The sequence below is a fragment of the Vibrio gallaecicus genome (assembly GCF_024347495.1).
Lineage (GTDB): Bacteria > Pseudomonadota > Gammaproteobacteria > Enterobacterales > Vibrionaceae > Vibrio > Vibrio gallaecicus.
The window spans coordinates 1,444,508-1,464,413 of the sequence record NZ_AP025490.1 but is presented as its reverse complement, the minus strand read 5'-3'; the positions used below and the strand labels follow the sequence as shown (position 1 = coordinate 1,464,413).

At 40.5% G+C, this 19,906-nt stretch carries 20 protein-coding genes; 7 read left to right on the top strand and 13 right to left on the bottom strand.

Going from position 1 to position 19,906, the window contains the following annotated elements; genetic code table 11:
* Positions 1 to 47: 47 nt before the first annotated feature.
* Together OCU78_RS06475 and hppD are read right to left on the bottom strand one after the other, a co-directional pair.
* Positions 48 to 1,178 carry a homogentisate 1,2-dioxygenase gene (locus OCU78_RS06475; RefSeq protein WP_137372726.1) on the bottom strand — a complete coding sequence of 377 codons (1,131 nt, stop codon included), beginning with the start codon at positions 1,176 to 1,178 and terminating at the stop codon, positions 48 to 50.
* Complete coding sequence (hppD, locus tag OCU78_RS06470; RefSeq protein ID WP_137372725.1) at positions 1,171 to 2,244, bottom strand: 4-hydroxyphenylpyruvate dioxygenase; 1,074 nt, start codon at positions 2,242 to 2,244, stop codon at positions 1,171 to 1,173. The genes OCU78_RS06475 and hppD overlap by 8 nt, the downstream gene beginning before the upstream one ends.
* A gap of 680 nt (positions 2,245 to 2,924) precedes the next feature.
* Here hppD and OCU78_RS06465 point away from each other — a divergent pair.
* The gene (locus OCU78_RS06465) at positions 2,925 to 4,031 is read left to right on the top strand and encodes a M20/M25/M40 family metallo-hydrolase (RefSeq protein ID WP_137372724.1); all 1,107 of its coding nucleotides are present in this window, start codon (positions 2,925 to 2,927) and stop codon (positions 4,029 to 4,031) included.
* A 156-nt stretch (positions 4,032 to 4,187) separates the two neighbouring features.
* On the opposite strand, the gene OCU78_RS06460 is transcribed toward OCU78_RS06465, so the two are convergent.
* Together OCU78_RS06460 and OCU78_RS06455 are read right to left on the bottom strand one after the other, a co-directional pair.
* Positions 4,188 to 4,610 carry a DUF3859 domain-containing protein gene (locus tag OCU78_RS06460; protein WP_137372723.1) on the bottom strand — a complete coding sequence of 141 codons (423 nt, stop codon included), beginning with the start codon at positions 4,608 to 4,610 and terminating at the stop codon, positions 4,188 to 4,190.
* Between the two features lie 30 nt (positions 4,611 to 4,640).
* Positions 4,641 to 5,027, bottom strand: coding sequence for an ATP-binding protein (locus tag OCU78_RS06455; protein ID WP_137372807.1), 387 nt, complete (start codon positions 5,025 to 5,027; stop codon positions 4,641 to 4,643).
* A gap of 263 nt (positions 5,028 to 5,290) precedes the next feature.
* Between OCU78_RS06455 and metA the strand changes: the two genes are divergently transcribed.
* On the top strand, positions 5,291 to 6,232 hold the full coding sequence (gene metA, locus OCU78_RS06450) for a homoserine O-acetyltransferase MetA (RefSeq protein WP_137372722.1): 942 nt from the start codon (positions 5,291 to 5,293) through the stop codon (positions 6,230 to 6,232).
* 225 nt (positions 6,233 to 6,457) lie between these two features.
* Positions 6,458 to 7,189, top strand: coding sequence for a type IV pilus biogenesis/stability protein PilW (gene pilW / locus OCU78_RS06445; RefSeq protein ID WP_137372721.1), 732 nt, complete (start codon positions 6,458 to 6,460; stop codon positions 7,187 to 7,189).
* 8 nt (positions 7,190 to 7,197) lie between these two features.
* Here the strand turns inward: pilW and OCU78_RS06440 are convergent, their stop codons facing one another.
* The 3 genes from OCU78_RS06440 to OCU78_RS06430 are packed head-to-tail and all read right to left on the bottom strand — an operon-like array spanning position 7,198 to position 9,324.
* A complete protein-coding gene (locus tag OCU78_RS06440) occupies positions 7,198 to 7,458 on the bottom strand; it encodes a hypothetical protein (RefSeq protein WP_137372720.1) in 261 nt (86 codons plus the stop codon).
* Between the two features lie 35 nt (positions 7,459 to 7,493).
* Positions 7,494 to 8,822: a 23S rRNA (adenine(1618)-N(6))-methyltransferase RlmF gene (rlmF, locus tag OCU78_RS06435; RefSeq protein WP_137372719.1), complete on the bottom strand. Its 1,329-nt coding sequence runs from the start codon at positions 8,820 to 8,822 to the stop codon at positions 7,494 to 7,496.
* Between the two features lie 4 nt (positions 8,823 to 8,826).
* A complete protein-coding gene (locus tag OCU78_RS06430; RefSeq protein WP_137372718.1) occupies positions 8,827 to 9,324 on the bottom strand; it encodes a M48 metallopeptidase family protein in 498 nt (165 codons plus the stop codon).
* Positions 9,325 to 9,542: 218 nt separating this feature from the next.
* Here OCU78_RS06430 and OCU78_RS06425 point away from each other — a divergent pair, with 218 nt between their 5' ends.
* Positions 9,543 to 9,770, top strand: coding sequence for a glutaredoxin family protein (locus tag OCU78_RS06425; RefSeq protein ID WP_137372717.1), 228 nt, complete (start codon positions 9,543 to 9,545; stop codon positions 9,768 to 9,770).
* A 50-nt stretch (positions 9,771 to 9,820) separates the two neighbouring features.
* On the opposite strand, the gene OCU78_RS06420 is transcribed toward OCU78_RS06425, so the two are convergent.
* On the bottom strand, positions 9,821 to 10,693 hold the full coding sequence (locus tag OCU78_RS06420) for a LysR family transcriptional regulator (RefSeq protein WP_137372716.1): 873 nt from the start codon (positions 10,691 to 10,693) through the stop codon (positions 9,821 to 9,823).
* 108 nt (positions 10,694 to 10,801) lie between these two features.
* Between OCU78_RS06420 and OCU78_RS06415 the strand changes: the two genes are divergently transcribed.
* Positions 10,802 to 12,013, top strand: a complete 1,212-nt coding sequence (locus OCU78_RS06415) for an MFS transporter (protein WP_137372715.1) — start codon at positions 10,802 to 10,804, stop codon at positions 12,011 to 12,013.
* Positions 12,014 to 12,085: 72 nt separating this feature from the next.
* Positions 12,086 to 12,655 carry a DUF1415 domain-containing protein gene (locus OCU78_RS06410; RefSeq protein ID WP_137372714.1) on the top strand — a complete coding sequence of 190 codons (570 nt, stop codon included), beginning with the start codon at positions 12,086 to 12,088 and terminating at the stop codon, positions 12,653 to 12,655.
* A 120-nt stretch (positions 12,656 to 12,775) separates the two neighbouring features.
* Here OCU78_RS06410 and OCU78_RS06405 read toward each other — a convergent pair whose 3' ends face one another.
* Positions 12,776 to 13,846, bottom strand: coding sequence for a sensor domain-containing diguanylate cyclase (locus OCU78_RS06405; RefSeq protein WP_137372713.1), 1,071 nt, complete (start codon positions 13,844 to 13,846; stop codon positions 12,776 to 12,778).
* Between the two features lie 225 nt (positions 13,847 to 14,071).
* On the opposite strand from OCU78_RS06405, the gene OCU78_RS06400 reads away from it, so the two are divergent.
* A complete protein-coding gene (locus OCU78_RS06400; protein WP_137372712.1) occupies positions 14,072 to 14,647 on the top strand; it encodes a nucleoside triphosphate pyrophosphohydrolase family protein in 576 nt (191 codons plus the stop codon).
* Positions 14,648 to 14,848: 201 nt separating this feature from the next.
* Here OCU78_RS06400 and btuD read toward each other — a convergent pair whose 3' ends face one another.
* From btuD to OCU78_RS06380, 4 genes are all read right to left on the bottom strand, one after another.
* Positions 14,849 to 15,622: a vitamin B12 ABC transporter ATP-binding protein BtuD gene (gene btuD / locus OCU78_RS06395; protein WP_137372711.1), complete on the bottom strand. Its 774-nt coding sequence runs from the start codon at positions 15,620 to 15,622 to the stop codon at positions 14,849 to 14,851.
* Complete coding sequence (btuC, locus tag OCU78_RS06390) at positions 15,609 to 16,604, bottom strand: vitamin B12 ABC transporter permease BtuC (protein WP_137372710.1); 996 nt, start codon at positions 16,602 to 16,604, stop codon at positions 15,609 to 15,611. Before btuC ends, btuD begins: the two co-directional genes overlap by 14 nt.
* 178 nt (positions 16,605 to 16,782) lie before the next feature.
* On the bottom strand, positions 16,783 to 17,811 hold the full coding sequence (locus OCU78_RS06385) for a succinylglutamate desuccinylase (RefSeq protein WP_137372709.1): 1,029 nt from the start codon (positions 17,809 to 17,811) through the stop codon (positions 16,783 to 16,785).
* Positions 17,812 to 18,047: 236 nt separating this feature from the next.
* Entirely contained in the window at positions 18,048 to 19,844 is a 1,797-nt protein-coding gene (locus OCU78_RS06380; protein ID WP_137372708.1) for a M3 family oligoendopeptidase, read from the bottom strand.
* Positions 19,845 to 19,906 lie beyond the last annotated feature (62 nt).

Sequence of the window (19,906 nt, the reverse complement as noted above, 5' to 3'; positions counted from 1 at the left end):
TTTATTTACAGCTTTAATAGCTTTAATAGCTTTAGAAACCCTAAAGTCTATTTTTCTTGCCAGCTATACACATACGCTTCATTTTCAACTTTTGCCGCGTCTTCCGTTAGTGTCAGAGCATGGCGTGTGTCTATCATCACTGCCACTTCGTCTGTAAATTTCTTCTTATATTCTTGCCCGGCTTTAAAAGCTTTTGGGTGAGGGCCGTGAGTAAAACCAGCAGGGTGGAATGTCACCATGCCTGCTTCTATATTGTCTCGGCTGAAGAAGTCACCCGCATGATAAAAAAGCACTTCATCGTAATCATCATTGTTATGGTAAAACGGCACTTTTAACGCACCCGGGTCGCTTTCAATTGGGCGAGGTACGAAAGTACAAACAACAAAGTTGCCACCAACAAAAGTGGTATGTGCGGAAGGAGGAAGATGGTAACGATGGGACATCAGCGGGCGAATATCACGCCAATTCAATTTCACGACTGACAAGTCACCATGCCAGCCAATCGCATCAAGTGGGTTAAATGGGTAAGTAATGACGCTGACTTCATTGTGTCGCTTCACATGAACTTGAGTGGTCTTTTCCGAATACTGCGCTTTGAAGTGCTCGTTAATACTTGGGACTTCTAAAACAGCGGGATCAAAAACGGCATGGTTCCCTACTATTCCTTTTTCTGGAAGTGAGTAGGCACTGTCTGTCGTTTCTATCATCAACACAAATAGCGGCTCTTGTACTTCTACTCGCCAAGAAGTCGAGCGAGGGATCAATACATAATCTCCCTCTTCAACGGTTAAATGACCATAATCACTAAATAGCTCGGCTTTACCTTGGTGGATAAAAAGTAATTCATCGCCATCTGCGTTTCTTACTAGAAATTCCATATTGTCTGAAATTTTCCAGACCTTTACTTTACAGTCACTGTTTTCGAGCAAATTAGGAACCAGCCAAGGTGATAACTGTTGAGCACTTTCTACTAAATTACAATCAAATGCTCTTGGCTTAAGTTCACCTTCCCACTCGCTCCATCCTGTTGGAGCATGTTGATGATGGAAATGTGCAGCAGGACCAAAAAAACCACTTCGCCCCGCTTCCCGTTCAAAAATTGCCCCTTCAGGAAAGTCAGCATGTGCTTGTTTAGAGCACACACCTTCTTTATGAGGGTAAGAGATGGCTTTACGCATCGCTTAACACTCCTCGTCTTATTTGGTCTTCTTCAATCGATTCAAACAGAGCTTTGAAGTTACCTTCACCAAACCCTTCGTTACCTTTACGCTGGATAATCTCAAAGAAAACCGGGCCGATTACGGTTTGAGTAAAGATCTGCAATAAAATGCCATCTTTTGTTGGAGCGCCATCAAGAAGAATTCGTAAGTCTTGTAACTCCGACTTATTTTCTCCGTGCCCAGGAACGCGGCCATCAAGCTTTTCATAATAGGTATCTGGCGTTGGCATAAAGTCCATGCCACGTTTGCGAAGTGTCTGCACAGTTTTGTAAATGTCATTGGTCGACATCGCAATGTGCTGGATGCCTTCACCTTTGTATTCACGGATGAATTCTTCTATTTGTGATTTATCGTCTGAAGATTCATTAATTGGAATGCGGATTTTGCCACATGGCGCGGTCATTGCGCGGCTGACTAACCCTGTCAATTTGCCTTCAATATCAAAGTAACGAATCTCGCGGAAGTTACCAATGCGCTCATAGAAACCAGACCAAACGTCCATGTTTCCTTGCTTCACATTGTGCGTGAGATGATCAATTTCAAAAAGACCAACGTCTTTCTTTTCCATTCGTTGTTTTGCATCGTCATAAAGACAAAAATCAACATCGTAAATATCTTGTGAGCCATAGCGGTCTACAAAGTAAAGAAGGCTGTCACCAATGCCATAGATAGCAGGGATACTCAGCTCCATTGGTCCTACTTGAGTTTGGTATTCTCGCCCACCATTTTCTTTTGCATGATCAAGAGCGACTTTTGCATCTGTTACACGAAAAGCCATACCACATACTGAAGGTCCATGAAGAGCAGCAAAAGCCTCAGCTTGGCTGTGAGGTTCTGCGTTAACAATGAAATTCACATCCCCTTGACGATATAGCCATGCTTTTTTCGAGCGATGCTGAGCTATCTCAGCAAAACCTAGATCACCAAATAACCCTTTAAGTTGCTCTATTCCTTCTGAATTCGCAGCGGTATATTCAACAAATTCAAAGCCATCTGTACCTAGTGGGTTAAATATCGTCGACATGTTCTACTCCCTTAGACTGTTCATTTTTAGTTTTCTATTCAAAGCTTGCTCGTACTCATAACTGATGAGTTCAAGCTGATGCGTAAAACTGGATGAGTTACTAGTCAATGTTGGTTATCAATCATTTCTAGTTATCCAGCCCATTAACACTTTGAATCAGGTAGTTCTAACTTGGCTCAAAATGACAAGATTGGGAATATTAAGGAAGGAAATACAAAAACCAAATTTAACAAATATTTAACGTAAATTTAAAGTTACATTTACCTTGAGGTTTCATAGAAAGACTATAAATCAGTCACTTAACTTTACGGCAGCTTGTACTTGTTTATGTACAAGAAGATTTCCTACTGTAAAACACTCCGATTTTTAAAGAGTATTCATAAGCGATAGATGAAATGGAATAACGCTGGATAACCAGATCAATCGTCATTCATTGCTTTCTTCTATTTGACGTCTTTTTGAAGCACTTCCATATCAAATCAATATCTCTCGATAATCATTTAATTTTGCGATCAATCAATAAATAGAATGTTTCAAATTACTCTGCTTTTTTTAGCACAATCATATGCTTTTCTTGATTTAACTCAGGCAATCTACTAGTTCATTAGCGTTATATTGGATTTCCTGTTCCTACACTGCGTCTATTTCTTATAGGTGCAGATATAATGAGAGTTTTAATAATGACCAAAGTTAACGAACAACGCCTAGTTGAACACTTTTGTGATCTTGTAAAAATTGACAGCGAATCTCGCAATGAAAAAGCTATTGCCGAAACACTGGCTGAGCAACTTGGGGCACTAGGCTTTGAAGTACATAAATTGCCTGTACCAGCTGAAGTATCAAATGGTTTTAACATCTACGCGAAGCTTGAAGGCTCACTAGCAGGCAGCACTGTTTTCAGTTGCCACATGGATACCGTCACCCCTGGCATTGGTATTGAACCTATCATTGAAGATGGCATTATCCGCTCGAAAGGTAACACTATCCTTGGTGGTGATGACAAATCTGGCATTGCAGCAATCATGGAAGCCGTTCGCTGCATCAAAGCCGACGGTCTAGAGCACAACACTATTGAGATTGCTTTCACTGTATTTGAGGAAGGCGGCTTATTTGGCTCTTTAAACTTCGATATGTCATTCATTCAATCTGAACACGCTATTGTTTTAGATACTGGCGGTCCAATTGGCACGATTGTAAATGCCGCTCCTGGCCAACAAAAAATCGTTGCGACAATTAAAGGACGCCCTGCGCATGCTGGTCTTGCTCCTGAAGAAGGCATCAGTGCTATCCAAGTGGCTGCAGACGCCATCACAAAAATGAACCTACTTCGCATTGACGAAGAAACAACAGCAAACGTTGGGATTGTTGAAGGTGGACAAGCAACGAATATCGTCATGCCTGAAATCAAAGTTGTAGCGGAAGCGCGTTCTCTAAATGGAGAGAAGTTAACCAATCAAGTTAATCACATGATTGAAACTTTCGAAGCAAGTGCGAAGCAGTTTGGTGCAGAAGTCGAAATTGAATCTACTCGCGCTTATGATGCTTTCGTTATCGAAGATGACCATAAACACATTACTGCTATTAAATCTGCGTTTGAAAAATTAGGCATCACGGCGAATACAAAACGTACTGGTGGTGGTAGTGATGCGAATAACTTCAATGCAAAAGGTCTAACGACTGTAAACCTATCTACTGGTATGGCTAAAGTCCACACTACTGAAGAATACATTGCTGTGAAAGACATGGTTTCTATCACTGAATTTGTTATTTCATACGTAACTAACTAATTTAAAGTCTCGATATGAATTCGTGGCGACTTCAATAACTCGCCACGTTTCTTACAATAAAAAAGCCGAACTCAAACAGATCGGCTTTTTTATATTCACGGATAATCAGGCTAACGAATAACAAAGTAAAGGTAAAAGTAGGCTCATTAGCTAAGGCTAAAAACCTCGGCGCTTCCAAAATTGGGCTTCATCTTTTGCAATGAGATCAAAGGTCTTATCCGCAATGATCTTGCCCTGCAACTCTATGGTCATACGCCATTTCCCAGTTTTATTCGAAATCGGTTCCCAAATCGTATCACCAAGATAAAAATCCCAATCATTATTGCCAACGTACTCTTCACCATCGAACGGTTCAAGAACTTCACCATCTTCAGTAGTAATGTTGGGGTGGTAAATGCAGTAACGAATTTTCTCACCTTTCGCTTTTTTAATGTTGATAATGTAGCCAAATTCAACATCAATCTCTGCATCCACTTGAGTCGTGAATTCTTGAATTTTCGGTAACTGTTTAGAACGGGAATCCCACTTTGTGTAAACACCGTAAGAAGTCATATCAACAATGACTGAACGTTTTGCCATGTTTCTCTCTACCTTGTTCTTCTTGCCTTGCTATTCTTGCCAATCGCGCTTCATACGTTTAATGACGGCGTCCTCAACACCATGAATATTTTGATACTGTTCACGGCAGGTCTCTATAACCAATTCAGCTTTGTATTTTAACGCCAACTGCCTATAAAACTTCATTTCCCATTGCTTCACAAATGTATTTGAAACGACTACATTAATACCACTTCTAAGCCATTTCTCGGTGGTGTCTTGACACCACCTGTGAGCATGCTGTAGCTGACTGGCATCAAAACGATAGTGCCCATCGTCTCCTACAAAAAACATATCGGCTTCAATATGTTTAGTTAGATTGGGTTGCTCAGCAACATAGTATTTAGCTTTCGTTGACTTTCCAGAACCAGGAAGCCCCCTAATAAGTATCAGTTTCACCATGAAAACTCTATTTACGTTATAACCACAGCAATATTAACGCAGCTCGCCTTATTTTTCTTACTTTGATTACCTACATTTAGTCCACCTAGCAAATACTTAGATGACAAACTCAACCGAATACCTAGCTTCAATTTACTTACTAACAGCGGTCTAGCTATGAAAGAAATGTGATCTCAATGTAATTCTATATCGACATAGAGATCAATATGCGATAAGTTCAGAAGTATAGACGTCTAAAAATCTAGCTTAGGGAGAAAGCTGTGCCTATTCGTATTCCAGATCAACTACCGGCATCCGATGTTCTTCGCGAAGAGAACATCTTCGTAATGCCTGTTTCAAGAGCATCAACTCAGGAAATCCGTCCACTGAGAGTGTTGATCCTAAATTTAATGCCTAAGAAAATTGAAGCTGAAACTCAATTCTTACGCCTTTTATCTAACAGCCCACTGCAAGTTGATATTGAACTGCTTCGAATTGATGATCGCGCAAGCAAAAACACGCCAACGGAGCACTTAGATAACTTTTACCGCCAGTTTGAAATGGTAAAAGGACGAAACTTTGATGGCTTGATCATTACAGGCGCCCCACTTGGTTTGGTTCAATTTGAAGATGTTATTTATTGGGAACATCTACAAACCATCATGAATTGGGCAAACAAGCACGTTACCTCTACCCTTTATGTTTGCTGGGCTGCGCAAGCTGGCTTGAAATTACTTTACGACTTACCAAAACGTACGCGCAAAGAAAAGTTGTCGGGTGTTTATCATCATAAAATCCACCAGCCATACCACCCAGTTCTACGCGGTTTTGATGACACCTTCTTAGCGCCTCATTCTCGTTACGCTGACTTCTCATCTGAATTTCTTGCTGAGCATACGGACTTAGATATTCTGGCTACATCTGATGATGCGGGAGTGTATTTAGCGGCTACGAAAGATAAACGTAATGTGTTTGTCACTGGTCACCCAGAGTATGACGCTCACACCCTTCACAACGAATACATTCGAGATCTTGGGGAAGGTATGGAACCTATCATCCCTATTAACTATTACCCGAATAACAACCCCGACAATAAGCCAGTCGCAAGTTGGCGTAGCCACGGTCACCTGCTGTTCTCAAACTGGCTAAATTACTGTGTATACCAACAAACACCTTATGACCTTGATAAGTTTAGCGAAGAGAACTTCACAAAAGATGACTAGCTAACAATTCAAACATAGTATTAGTGTAAACATCGTATTAATGGCGACATAGTTTTTATCTCATTGCCATCTACTCAGCCGTGTTATTCAAAGCCAAGTGAATCATAAGTTGGTGATTTGAAGACACGGCTTTTTTGTGGCGTATGAGTCGCATTATGCACCTGACTTAACCCACTACCACATTCGATTTCATATGATGGACACATGTTCATAAGGAGTCGAAACATGCCTGTAAAAACATCATTATCTCACCTAGTGTTATTGTCATCATTAACTATGGTTGGCTGTGTTTCTGTTACAGATGGTCCCGTTCAAGTTGAAGCCGAACCTAAAGCGATGTCTGAATCTCGCATTGCACTGGGTCTTGGTTATATGGAGCAAGGGAATATGGTTCGAGCTAGGGAAAACCTCGAATTAGCTATCAAACATGATCCCACTTATTACCGAGCACACCTTTCAATGGCGCATTACTATGAAAAGGTCGGAGAACCTAAACAAGCAGAAGCGACCTATAAGAAAGCATTAAGATATGACTCTCGAAACGGTAACGTATTGAATAATTACGGTACTTTTTTATGTAAACAAGGTGACTACAAAAAAGCAGACCAATACTTCAACCAAGCGATCAAGCAACCGTATTACTATTTGATTTCAGCCAGTTATGAGAATGCGGCTTTATGTGCGGTAAAAGCTGGAAATATCGACCAAGCGCAAAATTACTTTGCTCGAGCACTTGATCATGACCCAAATCGCGTTAGATCAATTCTTCAACTCTCGAAGATAGAAGTTACCAACAACAAGTTTTTAGATGCAAGAATTCGACTTTTAAAATTCCATCAAAGTTACGGGTATCAAATTCCATCTCTGAAAATTTTAGTTGAGCTAGAGTCTAAAGCCGGCAATTCAGCTTTACAGAAAAAATATCAAGCTAAGTTAGAAGAGTTAGAGGCTAGCTAGCTAGTGCTTCATTTTTCGTTAAGATCATTTTGATAAGAGGTAGGTTTACGCTTAGATACGGGTTTATGCTTAGAAGTGGACTTAGATATGGAAGCATGCTTTCTGGCTGAAGTTGAAGATCGTTTGGCTTTTCCATAAATCCGCTGGTGCTCTTTCCATACGATCCTAATGAAAAATAAAACGCCAACAAAGAAAAGAACGGCGAAGAGTACTTCTAACGTTTCACAAAACCAGACAGGATTACAAGGCATGTAGATTTCAATATCCATATCATTCCCCCTGTAATCCAGTCAGTTCTTAACCTTTATTTCAGTTTAATCCACTCTTGACGTTGTTGCTTATCCATAAATGTCCACGCAACAAAGCGGCTCACTTTCTGTCCTTGGGACATTTCAACCACCTTCACTTGCTTTACCTGCTGTCTATCCAGTTCTTTACGTAAGATCTCTACGTTGTCCTTTTTTGACAGCAGAGTGGTAAACCAAAGCACTTGTGTCGAGAATTTTCGACTCTCACGAGCCATTTTAGATACAAATTCGGCTTCTCCACCTTCACACCATAGCTCAGATTTCTGACCACCAAAATTCAGCACTGGTTTACCAGAAATTGGTTGCTCTTTATTCGTCATTGGAGTAGCGTTTTTACCAAGCTTGTTACTATCAAGCTTATTTCTATCAAAATTAGCCGTAGCTTGACCTGATTTCTTCGCTCGGTTGGCTGCCAAGTTGTCTATTTTACGTTGGCTGCCTTTTTCGGCTTCTTCTAAAGAACTATGGAATGGCGGGTTACAAATTATGACATCGTAACGTTCATTGTGAGCAATTATTCCTTTAAAGACAAAATCTTCACTATGTTGAAGCTTACAGCGAATCTTACCTTTCAAAGTTGGGTTACTTTCTGCAATAAAGTTAGCCGCTTTAATTGAAAGCGGATCAACGTCACTACCAGTAAACTTCCAATTGTATTCAGTTGCACCAATGATTGGGTAAATACAGTTAGCCCCTACTCCAACATCGAACGCTTTCACTGATTTATGTGGATACAACCCATCTTCGCATTCAGAGTTTAGAAGGTCAGCGACTCGATGTATGTAATCGGCTCTTCCCGGAATCGGTGGGCAAAGGTAACCAACTGGAATATCCCAATGTTTCACGCCGTAGTGGTGAGCAAGCAAAGCTTTGTTGAGCAACTTGACTGCTACAGGATCTGAAAAGTTGACGGTATCTTCACCTGATGGGTTCTTTATCAAATGTTCCGCTAGTTCCGGCAAAGCTTTCACTAGTAAGCTGAAATCATAACGCCCCGTATGCTGATTACGAGGATGCAGACCGCTTGGCTTACTTTGTTTCTTCGAATCTTTGAAGCCTTTTTGACCGTTCTTGCCTTTAAAGCCGCTCTTATTTTTATTTTGTTTATAAGAACCCGCATTCGCAGGCTTATTGGCTGTCTTCTTAGCGTTTGGTTTGCTTGTTGATTTGAACTTACTGGAACTCTCTTCATTTTTATTTGAAGTACTTCCTTTTTTAACAGGCTTTGATTTACTAGTAGCTTTAGGCGTTTTGTCAGCATTAGAGTGGCTAGCAGGCTTACGCTTAGGTAGGCTCAATGTTTTTTTATTTTCAGATTGGCTCATGAGGTTACTTCTTCAAATCTAGATAAATCATAAATAAACGAGCATCCAGCTCAAGCTGATGGTAGTCCGGCTCCATATGGCAACATAATTGATAAAACGCTTTGTCGTGTTTTTTTTCTTTTATATGTGCGAGCTCGTGAACAACTAACATCCTTAACAAAGATTCAGGTGCATCTTTAAATACACTAGCAATACGAATTTCATTCTTGGATTTTATTTTCCCACCATGATTCTTCGCTACATAGCTATGTAGACCTAATGCGTTGTTAATAATATGAATTTTACTATCGTAAATCACTTTACTGATAGGCGGTGTCTTTTTCATATAGCGATTTTTAATGTCTATTGCGTAGTCAAATAAGGCTTTTTCACTTTTTATTGTGTGATTTTCAGGGTACCGAGCCTCAAACCAAGCTACCAGACGATCTGACTCAATCAACTGGCTAACTGGAGTTACAATATGCTCGGGATAACCTTGGATAAAACGTAAAGAGGGATGCATTATTTAATGTCACCAATAGTTTAAAGCCGCTAACAGACAAAATAGCTGTATTTAAGGGCGCACAGTGTAACTGATCACACTTTTCTAATCACCTAAGATTCGCTACACTTCTCTGCAATATCGGTTGCTTCCTGTATTGCCGCGCTTCATTGAATATTGTATTCCACCGAGCACGGTAAATAAGTAACTACAGTTAAGTATTGAAAAGAGCAATAAACATGAAACGTGTTGTTTTATATATCGCAGACAAATGCCCGCATTGTAAAGATGCACAGCGTTATTTAGATTCTAAAAAAATCACTTACAGACTGACAAACGCAAAAATGCAGCGTGGTCGTAAGGAATTACAAGCAATGGGCGCTCGCTCTATTCCTGTACTGAAGATCGGCGACCAAGTTATGGTTGGCTGGAATCAGAAAAACTTCGATAAGATGTATAATTCGTAAAATACATTTAACCCGTTACTGAAAATTAATCTGTAAACAAACATGCTTAATTAAACGTAGCGTTTAACAAACTCAATGAAGGTTTTATCTGCTCGTGATAGGTAGCCTTCTTTGCGCCAGGCCAAGGCTAGATTAAGTTTTACTGGTGTAGAAAAAGGCACGCCCACCACATCTTTTTCATGTTCTGTCACCAAGCCCAATAATGCAGTAACTGCAAATTCCTGTTTTACGATCGAAAGAATCATCGCTAATAAGTTAGTTTCAAAGGCAATCGTCATGTCTAAGCCTGTTTTTTCACAAACAGAATCGATAAAGTCACGGTGAAAATAGCCAGGTTTAAACATCACAAGATCTTGGCTAAAAAACTCTTCAAACGACAGCTCCGATAAACTCGCGAATGGGTGTTCTTTACCTACAACTGCAAGCATTTCAGAAGACAGCAGATGATCAATTTCAAGATCATCTGGCACATTATCATTATTAATTACGCCAATATCGAGTTCGCCATTTAAGAGCATTTCTCTAATTGATTCCGTTCCGGCATCTATGATAGACAACTTTAAATTTGGATATTGGCTTTTAAAAGCCATTACAATTTGTGGAAAGAAATAGCTGCCCATCATACTTGGAGCACCTAACCTCACTTCCCCTTTCTCTAACCCCTTGAGCTCATTCATAGCTAATTGAGCATCTTCAAATTGTTGAGATATTCGTTTAGCATGATCGAACAACACCTTACCTTCTTCGGTCAATAACACTTGTTTGTCACCTCGACGAAATAAGGTGGTATCTAATGTTTCTTCCAACTTTTTGATTGAAATACTTAACGCAGGCTGAGCGATGTGAAGTGTTTTAGCGGCTGCTGTGAAATTGCCAGATTGAGCAACAGCTAAGAAGTGTCTTAAGGGTTTCGATTCAAGCATGGCTATTAAAATAATATATCGAAGTGATAATTTTAATATATTTCTTTAATTACAATAGCACTGTTACTTTGTTCACAAATCCTTACGTTGACTATGTGAAATCAAAGCATGATTGAAACTGGTACGCCTCAATACAAAAAAATCACTCGCTCACTCGCGATTGGGTCATTCATTATTTTCTGCAACCTGTACCTGTTCCAACCCTTACTGCCACATATGTCGGAACATTTTCAAGTAAGTGAGACGCAGATAAACTGGTTATTTGCAGCATCAACGTTAGGCTTATCTATTAGCTTAGTACCTTGGGCAATTGCCTCCGAAAGCTTCGGACGTAAGCCTGTAATTCTGTTCGGGTTATTTTCTATTCCTCTTGTTGGGCTGATGATGTTTTTTACAACATCTCTACTTGAGCTTGTTATTACCCGTGCCTTTATGGGTGTTGCCATTGCTGCATTTGCTGGTGTTGCCGTCGCTTACATGGTGGAAGAGCTTTCACCAAAAGCCTTTTCCATTGCGATTGGCGGGTACATTGCAGCCAACTCACTTGGAGGCATTGTAGGGAGAATTCTTGGGGGCTTATTTACTGATTTGTTTGATTGGAGGATCGCGGTTCTTATTTTCGTTGTCTTTTCATTTATAGGTGCACTCTTCATCTACTTTCAATTACCTAAACAACGTAAGTTCTCTCCTCAACGCGGTCTGTTCTTCCACCATAACAGAGCGGTGATTAAGCACCTCAACAACCGCACCATTTGGTTTGCTATGTTAATTGGCGGAGCAAACTTCGCACTTTTCGTAAACCTTTACTCAGTCATGGGCTTTCGATTAGTCGCGGAACCACACTCGATACCAGTGGGATTAGCCTCACTGATATTCCTTTGTTACCTAGCCGGGACCATCAGTTCCAAACTATCAGGACGATGGGCAAGTTCTTTTAGCCCTTTAACTGGGATGTTTTTCGGCACTTGCGTCAGCTTAATAGGAATGTTGACCTCGGCGATTGATCAACTCCCTTTCATGTTGATTGGTCTATTAATGATTAGCTTTGGGGCATTCTTCACTCACACGCTGGCATACTCTTGGGTCAGTCAAAAAGCCACTACCGCCAAGGCTACCGCAACTGCGCTCTACTTAGTTCATTACTATATAGGGGGGAGTCTAGGAGGGTTTGTCTTACTTTACTGCTGGCAAAAGTTTGAATGGCAAGGCGTTATTGCTGGGGGGTTAGTATTCTTTGCTGGTATTTTTATTGGTTTATATCAGTTATCTAAAAACCAAAAAAATCAGAGTGTGAAAGTTACTCAACCAGTTAAAGCCTAAGGAGCAGCGAATTATTCCTTTTGATTAGCACATGTTCTGATATCCTACGCAAAAATTACAATGGAAGCGGTCATGTCTCTAACCAATACAACACCTGATATTCAAATCATCCACGACCAAGTCAAGCAATGGCTAGACGATGTTGTTATTGGGTTAAACCTATGCCCATTTGCTGCGAAACCACAGCGTAATAAACAGATTAAGATCTTTGTAAGCCAAGCCGAAACGGAAGAGTCACTTCTTGAGGATATTATGACTCATTTTGTTGAACTCGATAAAACACCTGTAGCCGAACTAGAAACGACACTCGTTGTTGTACCTAACATGCTGCAAGATTTCTTCGACTACAACATGTTTATTGATTGGATTGAAGCTCTGATTAAGCAACAAGATTGGGAAGGTATTTATCAAGTTGCTACTTTCCACCCTGACTACTGCTTTGGCGGCGCAGACCCAGAAGATGATGAGAACCTAACGAACCGCTCACCATACCCTGTTTATCATCTAATTAGGGAAGCAAGCATGGAAAAGGTTTTGAAGCACTACCCTAACCCTGAAGCAATCCCTGACACTAACATTGCGCGTGTTGAATCATTAAACAACGAAGAACGCCGTAAATTATTTCCTTATTTATTCAGATAGATTGAACTGACATACCTATCACGACTCACCACATATTGGTGAGTCATAATGTCAGTAAGAAATAAAAAAGGGCTTGTAGTGATTTGTCACTACAAGCCCTTACTTTATGTAATTATGAACCTAATCTACTTGCTCTAAAAATTGATAGGTGCAAGTCATATATTGATCTCGACCATTATCTTTTGCTTCATAAAGACTTTCATCCGCTAAGCTGATAAGCGTATCAAGAGTTGTCTTTCTATTATCATCTACATTGTCAGAAGTAAGTTGGAAATGACAAGCACCAATGGATACCGTAATCGGCTTACGATCTAGAGTGATAGATTTAACTGCATTTAATAATTCTGCAAGTTTATTTTCAACAACTGTTGGTGAAAGACTAGGGAACCATAGTAAGAACTCCTCTCCACCAAACCGTGCAACAAACTCTTCTTCCACTGCATTAACTGATAATATCTGTGCCACTTTTTTCAGCACGTCATCACCGATTTGATGACCGTAGTTATCGTTTACTAACTTGAATAAATCGATATCTACCATAGCTAATGTGCCAAAACCTTTATGTCCTTTCAGCTTGTCCACTTCCGTATTCAATGTTCTAAATAAACAACGTCGATTCGGCAATTTAGTGAGTGGATCATAAAGTGCTTGATACTCTAGCTTTTCGTTCAGCTCAACCAGCTTTCGCTCTTGTATTCTTCGAACAATTTCAACTTCAATCCAAGAAGCCATAAGCTTCATTACATCAATATCGAACTCTTTAAATGTTCTTGGATAAGGGGTTGCACTAGAGAAGTTTAATGTGCCGTAAATTTCATTATCAACGTAAATTGGGATACCAATATAAGACTCAAGACCAAATGCTTGATAAGCAGGATGAGTCGCATACGCATCATCTTTACCACAATGTTCAATAGAAACTGGTCCTGTAGCTTCACAGGTAATTTGGCAATAAGTAGCAAAGTATTCAAACGTATCACCTACCTCAAGAGCCACACCTTCAGGAGTAACACAGTGAAGAACGGTGTATACATCACCATCAATCCGAGAAAGTATCCCTATATCTAAATTGAAACGTTCTAACCCCATGATAAGCAGTTCACTTATCTGGATATTAAAACCTTTCTGATAATCATTTGTGATTTGATACAAACGACGTATCACAACTTCACTTTCACTCGCTTCATGCATAAATGCTATCTCAACATTGTGTATTTAGAGCTCTTCGATAAAAGCCCAATCAACATTACCCTTTGAGTAAAGTGCAATTTCCATCTTAAATCAATTACTTTGGTCAGTTATTAGTATGTCTGCCAAGAAAATAGCTCGATTATTATTGGTATTAACTGATAACCGTTAGCACCAAGATATCAGCTTTGATAAAATGTCAGTTACCAAAATAAAATGGATAGGATTATGACCCTTTCTCAACTGAGCCAAGAAATCTACAGCCACCTTTATAGCGATATAGAAGAGTTTCGTAGCACTTTTGATTTACCTGTTGCCGCGCCTCAAACCTTAGATGATAAAGCCGACACTCTACACACTTCCCTTGCTATTGAAGAACTGACAGAGCTTGCTGAAGCCGATTGTAAAATGGAACAGGCTGACGCTATTGTAGATAGTGTTTATGTGTTAATGGGCCGTCTTGTTCATCTGGGTCAGAAAAACATTGAAGACAATATTGCCATTAGCTACCTCATTGATCTTCTATTGAACGTGGCTAAAAACCGCAATATTGATTTCATTCCTTGCTGGGATGAAGTGCACTCAAGCAACATGAGTAAAGTCTGCCGTAACGAAGAAGAGTTTGCCGATACTGAAGCTTTTTACGCGAAGCAGAACATTAAGCTGATGGCTGTTCAAAAAGGCGATTACATTATTGCTAAATGTGCAGAAGACTTCGTGTCTGAAGGAAAAACTATCCGCCAAGGTAAAGTATTAAAGTCAGTTTACTACCGCCCTGCGGACCTAAAGGCTTTAACTGTTTAACTGTTTAACTGTTTAACTGTTTAACTGCGGAATAGTTCAAAGTTAAGCCGCCGACACAAAGTTGGAAAACACAAACAGCAAATACAAAAATGCCACGCCACTAACCAATAGGTTAAATAGCGTGGCATTTTTATTTCCGGGACACCTAACTAAGCGTGTATTGGGGATAAGTTTTGTTCAACAAAATATCAAAAAAAAAGCTTACCCAAATAGTAGGTAATCTTGCTTATCTACTGTGACACTTTTCACTTCCGTCTTAAACACTGAAGCGAGTTGCTTTGGAGTCATGACTTCTTTAGCACTACCCAGCGCTTGTAAGACCCCATTATCAAGCAGCAATACCTGATCTGCATGTCTTAATGTCCGGTTCAGATCATGATTCGCCATAATGACTGCAATGCCCTGCTCTGCCACTCTTTGAATTAATTTATAGAGCAATGCTTCTTGAGCTATATCTAATGGAGCGGCAGGCTCATCCAAAATCAGCAGATTTGAATATGGGTTTAAGGTCGGCCAAATTTGCAAGCACATGCCTGCCAGCCTGACTCTTTGCCACTCACCACCAGACAATGCTTGAATTGAACGGTGTAATTTGTCGCTAATTTCAAGCATATGACAAATTTCATCAATCGCTTGTGTCACGGCTTTCACTTGTACTTCATTATTTGTATCAGAAGAAGTGCTCGGTAATGACAGCGCTAAAAACTGGAAGACTTCAAGATTAAAAGCAGGTCTGGCACTTTGGCTAAGATAAGAGCGGTATAACGCTAAGTCATTTAGTGACACATCGGCTAATAGACGTTCGCCAAGCCAAACTTCACCTTTATAACTGTCACTGATCCCCGATAAAGCCGTAAGTAACGTACTTTTTCCACTGCCATTAGGACCAATAACATGCGTAACCTGCCCTTTCTTAAGCTCAAATGACAAAGGCAGTAAACGAGAATCGACCTGTAAACTCTTAATTCGAATCATGGTTTTTTATCAACATCCAAATAAAGATTGGGGCGCCAATACTGGTCGTCATCACACCTAAAGGTAACTCAGCAGAATCTAACAGTGTACGGGCACAAATATCGGCAAACACCAGCAGCGCAGCACCAGCTACAGCTGAAAGTGGCAGTAAAAACCGGTTATCGGTGCCAATGGCTAACCGCAATAAATGAGGTACCACTAAGCCTACAAAGCTAATCACACCACCTAGAGCCACAGCACAACCGACTAAAATCGAGACAGCGACAATTAAACGCCAACGTAGCGAATCTACATTTATACCAAGCTGAGCAGCGTGAGTTTCACCTATCATCAATTTATCGAGCTTACTGCCCTGTAAGCATAACCAAATGATAACTGGAACCATAACAAGAGTTAATGAGTGCTGATACCAAGTGACGCCACCTAAACTACCCATTAACCAATACATTAATAAACGTAAGCTCAGATCATCACTAAAATAGAATGCCCACGTCACCATTGCCCCGGACAATATACCCAGAGCCACACCTACCAGCAGGAGTTTAGTCGTGGTTAAACGCATCATTTTGACCATACTGACCAAAATAATAGTAAAACAGAGTGAACCTACAATGGCCGCAATCATGAATAATTCAGGTGTGGGAGCAAACGGGAGAAAAAATAAAACAACGACCATCGCTAGGCTGGCACCACCTGATATACCCAGCACACCAGGCTCAGCCAATACATTACCTAACAGTACCTGGAGGCTTGCGCCTGAAACAGCCAGCGCCGAACCAATCGCTATCGCAGCGAGTAAGCGAGGAAGTCTTAGATCGACAAGTAATTTTTCTTGAAGTGGAGATAGGGACTCTAGGGGAGATATGAACAAGTCGCCTACCATTAAATATATACTACTCAGTATGACGAGCAATGCGACCATGGCGTAAATGGCACGTTTCCATCTGGTCTGTTTTTGAAGAATGAGTTGTTGGAAATCCATATCACGCTACTTTATCAATGTTCGCGTAACCTTACCTTTATCCCCAAACAAACTCAAGGTTCACAGCAAGCCATGAACCTTGATATTTCAAACGGTTGAGCGGTATTTATACCCTTCCGTATGTATAACCTTCGCTGTGATAATTAGATTAATTGTAAACTAAAAATCTTTTAACCCATTAATCGTACACTAATTGGTCATGCTCAAAACGAGTTTCAACTTCACACACCATTAAAGCAGCACGTTGACCAATCGCAACCTTACGATTTGGGAAAACTACTGCTTCGTTTTCGTTTTTTGCCATTAAGGGCTTATCACCATCATGACCGAAAACTTCGCCGTGCTTAAAGCTCGTAAAGTTTTCGACATCATCAGTGAACATGAAATCAAAGTCATCGTGTAAACGAACAATCGTGCGACTTACACGGTAAGTAATCGTACGTTTAGGTAAATGCTCTGGTTCAATTTCAGAAACAAGGTTTCTCATTGCTAAATCAAACGCAGTTAACTTATCTAACTGGTTTTCACCAATACGAGCCACTTGCCCTAGTTCCATCGTTAGTGCCTGAGCTGCAAAGTTTTCAGCACTGTACCAACTAAAAGTACTTGATGGCGAGTTAGAAAGTAAAATCGCTTCTACGTGCGCACTGTTGATAAATTCAACTAATGCTTTGCTACGAACGGCATGCCTAACTTTCGGACTGACAGCAAACGAATAATGTTTAGACAAACGAATGGCACAATGTAGATCTAAATGCCAACGAGTCTCTATTTGTGTTCCTTCGTAGAAGTCCGTTACAGATTTTTTAAGCCACTTGGCGATCTCAACTTCACGGTTAGACTCTCGCTCTTTTTCATCGAATAAACGATTTAGGTTTACGTCTAAAAAGCGAGTATGTGCATTCGTTGCTTCTGGGTGAGCAATGATAAATAGACAACGAGCTTCTACTGTTTGAAAACCCGTTTCAATATCTTCGATCAACTTGTCAACCAGTTCCATTGGCGAAGTCTCATCACCATGTACACCGCAAGAGAAGATTATATTTTTACTTTGATCGCTATAATCAGCAGGGATCACTTCAAGTACACCGCGTTGGTGGAGCTTAAGTTCTACACCATTTGATAAAACGGTGCGTCCTGCCGGCATTTCCTGTTCAAGATCTAGGCTGTCAAAAAGAAATGATTGGCGAAAGAGAGATTTCGTCATGCGCTACTCCTTAATTGCACGGCCGTATGTTAATAAATTGTGCATACAAATATTGTTGCTAGGATCGCACTTATCAACAGAAATTAAATTATCACTCACAAAAACCCATCCTTTGAACGAATATTGAGCAGATAGATATTGCAGTAACTCATTCTGTTAACTCGTTGAGTTTTCATATAAATAAGAGCTACGTAACCTAACATAGCTCCCGGTATAGATGAACCGACTGAGATCAATTAATCGGGCTGGTTGAGCAGGCTTTCGAATTCATCGATTTGATTTTTAACCATATCGATACTCTGTTGCCAAAAATCACCTTGAGTAAGGTCCATTCCTAAGTGCTTTTCTACGACTTCCTCTGCCATCATGCTGCCAGTATCACGAAGTAATGACACATAATCCCCATAGAACTGCTCTCCTTTCGCTTCTCTTTGCGCATATACCCCTTTACTAAATAAGTAGCCAAATAAGTATGGGTAGTTATAAAAACTCACGCCTGAGATACTGAAGTGAAGTTTGCTTGCCCAGAAGTATGTATCAGCTTCTGTCATTGCTTCGCCGTACCAATCTTTCCACGTTGTTTCCATCAAAGAGCAAAGCTGTTCTGCGGTAAGCTCACCCTTTTCACGCTGTTCGTAGAAGGCTTTTTCAAATTCAAATCGTACCGGAATATTCACCATTAATGCTAATGAAGAAGAAAGCTCTTCCCACAACATTTCTAATTTTTCATTTTTTGTTTTCGCCTGCTTTAGCAAGTAATCACGCACAATATTTTCCGCAAATATTGACGCTGTTTCCGCAAGTGTCATTGGGTATCGTGTTTGGCAAAGTGGCATATCACGCATAACCCAGTTATGGAAAGCATGACCCAATTCATGAGCTAATGTCATCAAATCAGAGCGGCTACCACTCCAGGTCATGAAGACTAGAGGTGTGCGGGTCGCGGCAAATTTAGTGCAATAAGCGCCTAAGCGTTTGTTCGAAGCTGGTGCAGCTTCAACCCAACCGTTATCTACCATGAGCTGTACGAATTGCGCCATTTCTTCATCGACTTCCGCAAAAGCTGTTTTGATTAGCTCAATGGCTTCCTCAAATGGGTAAACTTTGGCTTCTGCATCCCCTAATGGCGGCATTGCAGCTAAGTGATTCCACGGTTTCATTTCATCTAGACCGTGTACTTGTGCCATTAGCTTTCCGGCTTTTTGCCCCACACCTCGGTTTGCCTTGGCAACTGTCATCATGCTATCTAGCGTTTCAGGGACGATACGGCTGCCGTGCAAGCTTGGTGCTAGAAAGTGAACGTCTTTTAAATTTGAACGTTTTTTATTTTCCGTTAGTCTCCAACCAGCTAAAGCATTCAAGATTGAGGCAAAAGATTCTTGATGCGTTTGCATCGCACCTTGTATTGCTCGCCATGCACTTTCTTGTTTATCAAATTCACTGCCATATAGAAGGCTGGCAGCTTGTGAAAAGCCAAGAACTTCGTCTTCTCCATCCAATTTCAACGACAGCTTTAGCGAACCAGTTAAGTTATTGTATAAACGTCCCCAAGCATCACGACCATCTACTTCCATAGCGGACAATAGCTGTTCTTCAACCACACTTAAGCGGCTATCCGCTAATTTACGGCTGCTTTCAATTAAGAATGACTGCCCCGCTACATCTGGGCTTTCGTGGTCCAATACATCGCTAATAAATTCTGGCTGAGCGTGAATTAACGTGTCCTCGTATGGACTGAAAGCTTGAGACATTTCTGAATTCAATTTAGCAACACGACCGAGCAAAGCTTTAGCTTCAGTATGAGTCGCGTCTACCGATGCGTAACAATTAGCAAATGTGTTAATGGTGCTTAGCAATGTGCCTGCCGCTTCTGAAGTTTGAATGGCATTTTGCATTGCGATAACCGTATCTCGCTTGTCGACATGCAGGTACATAAGCTCTATGCATTGCTGAATCAGTTCAATATCTTGTTCAATTTTTGCATCGTCTAAATCACGATAAGCGATCGTTAAGTCCCAACTAGGAGCTGTCATTTGATAATTCCTTTTTACCGTTGTAGTTATATTAACAACGTTTAATCTGTGCTAATAACGTT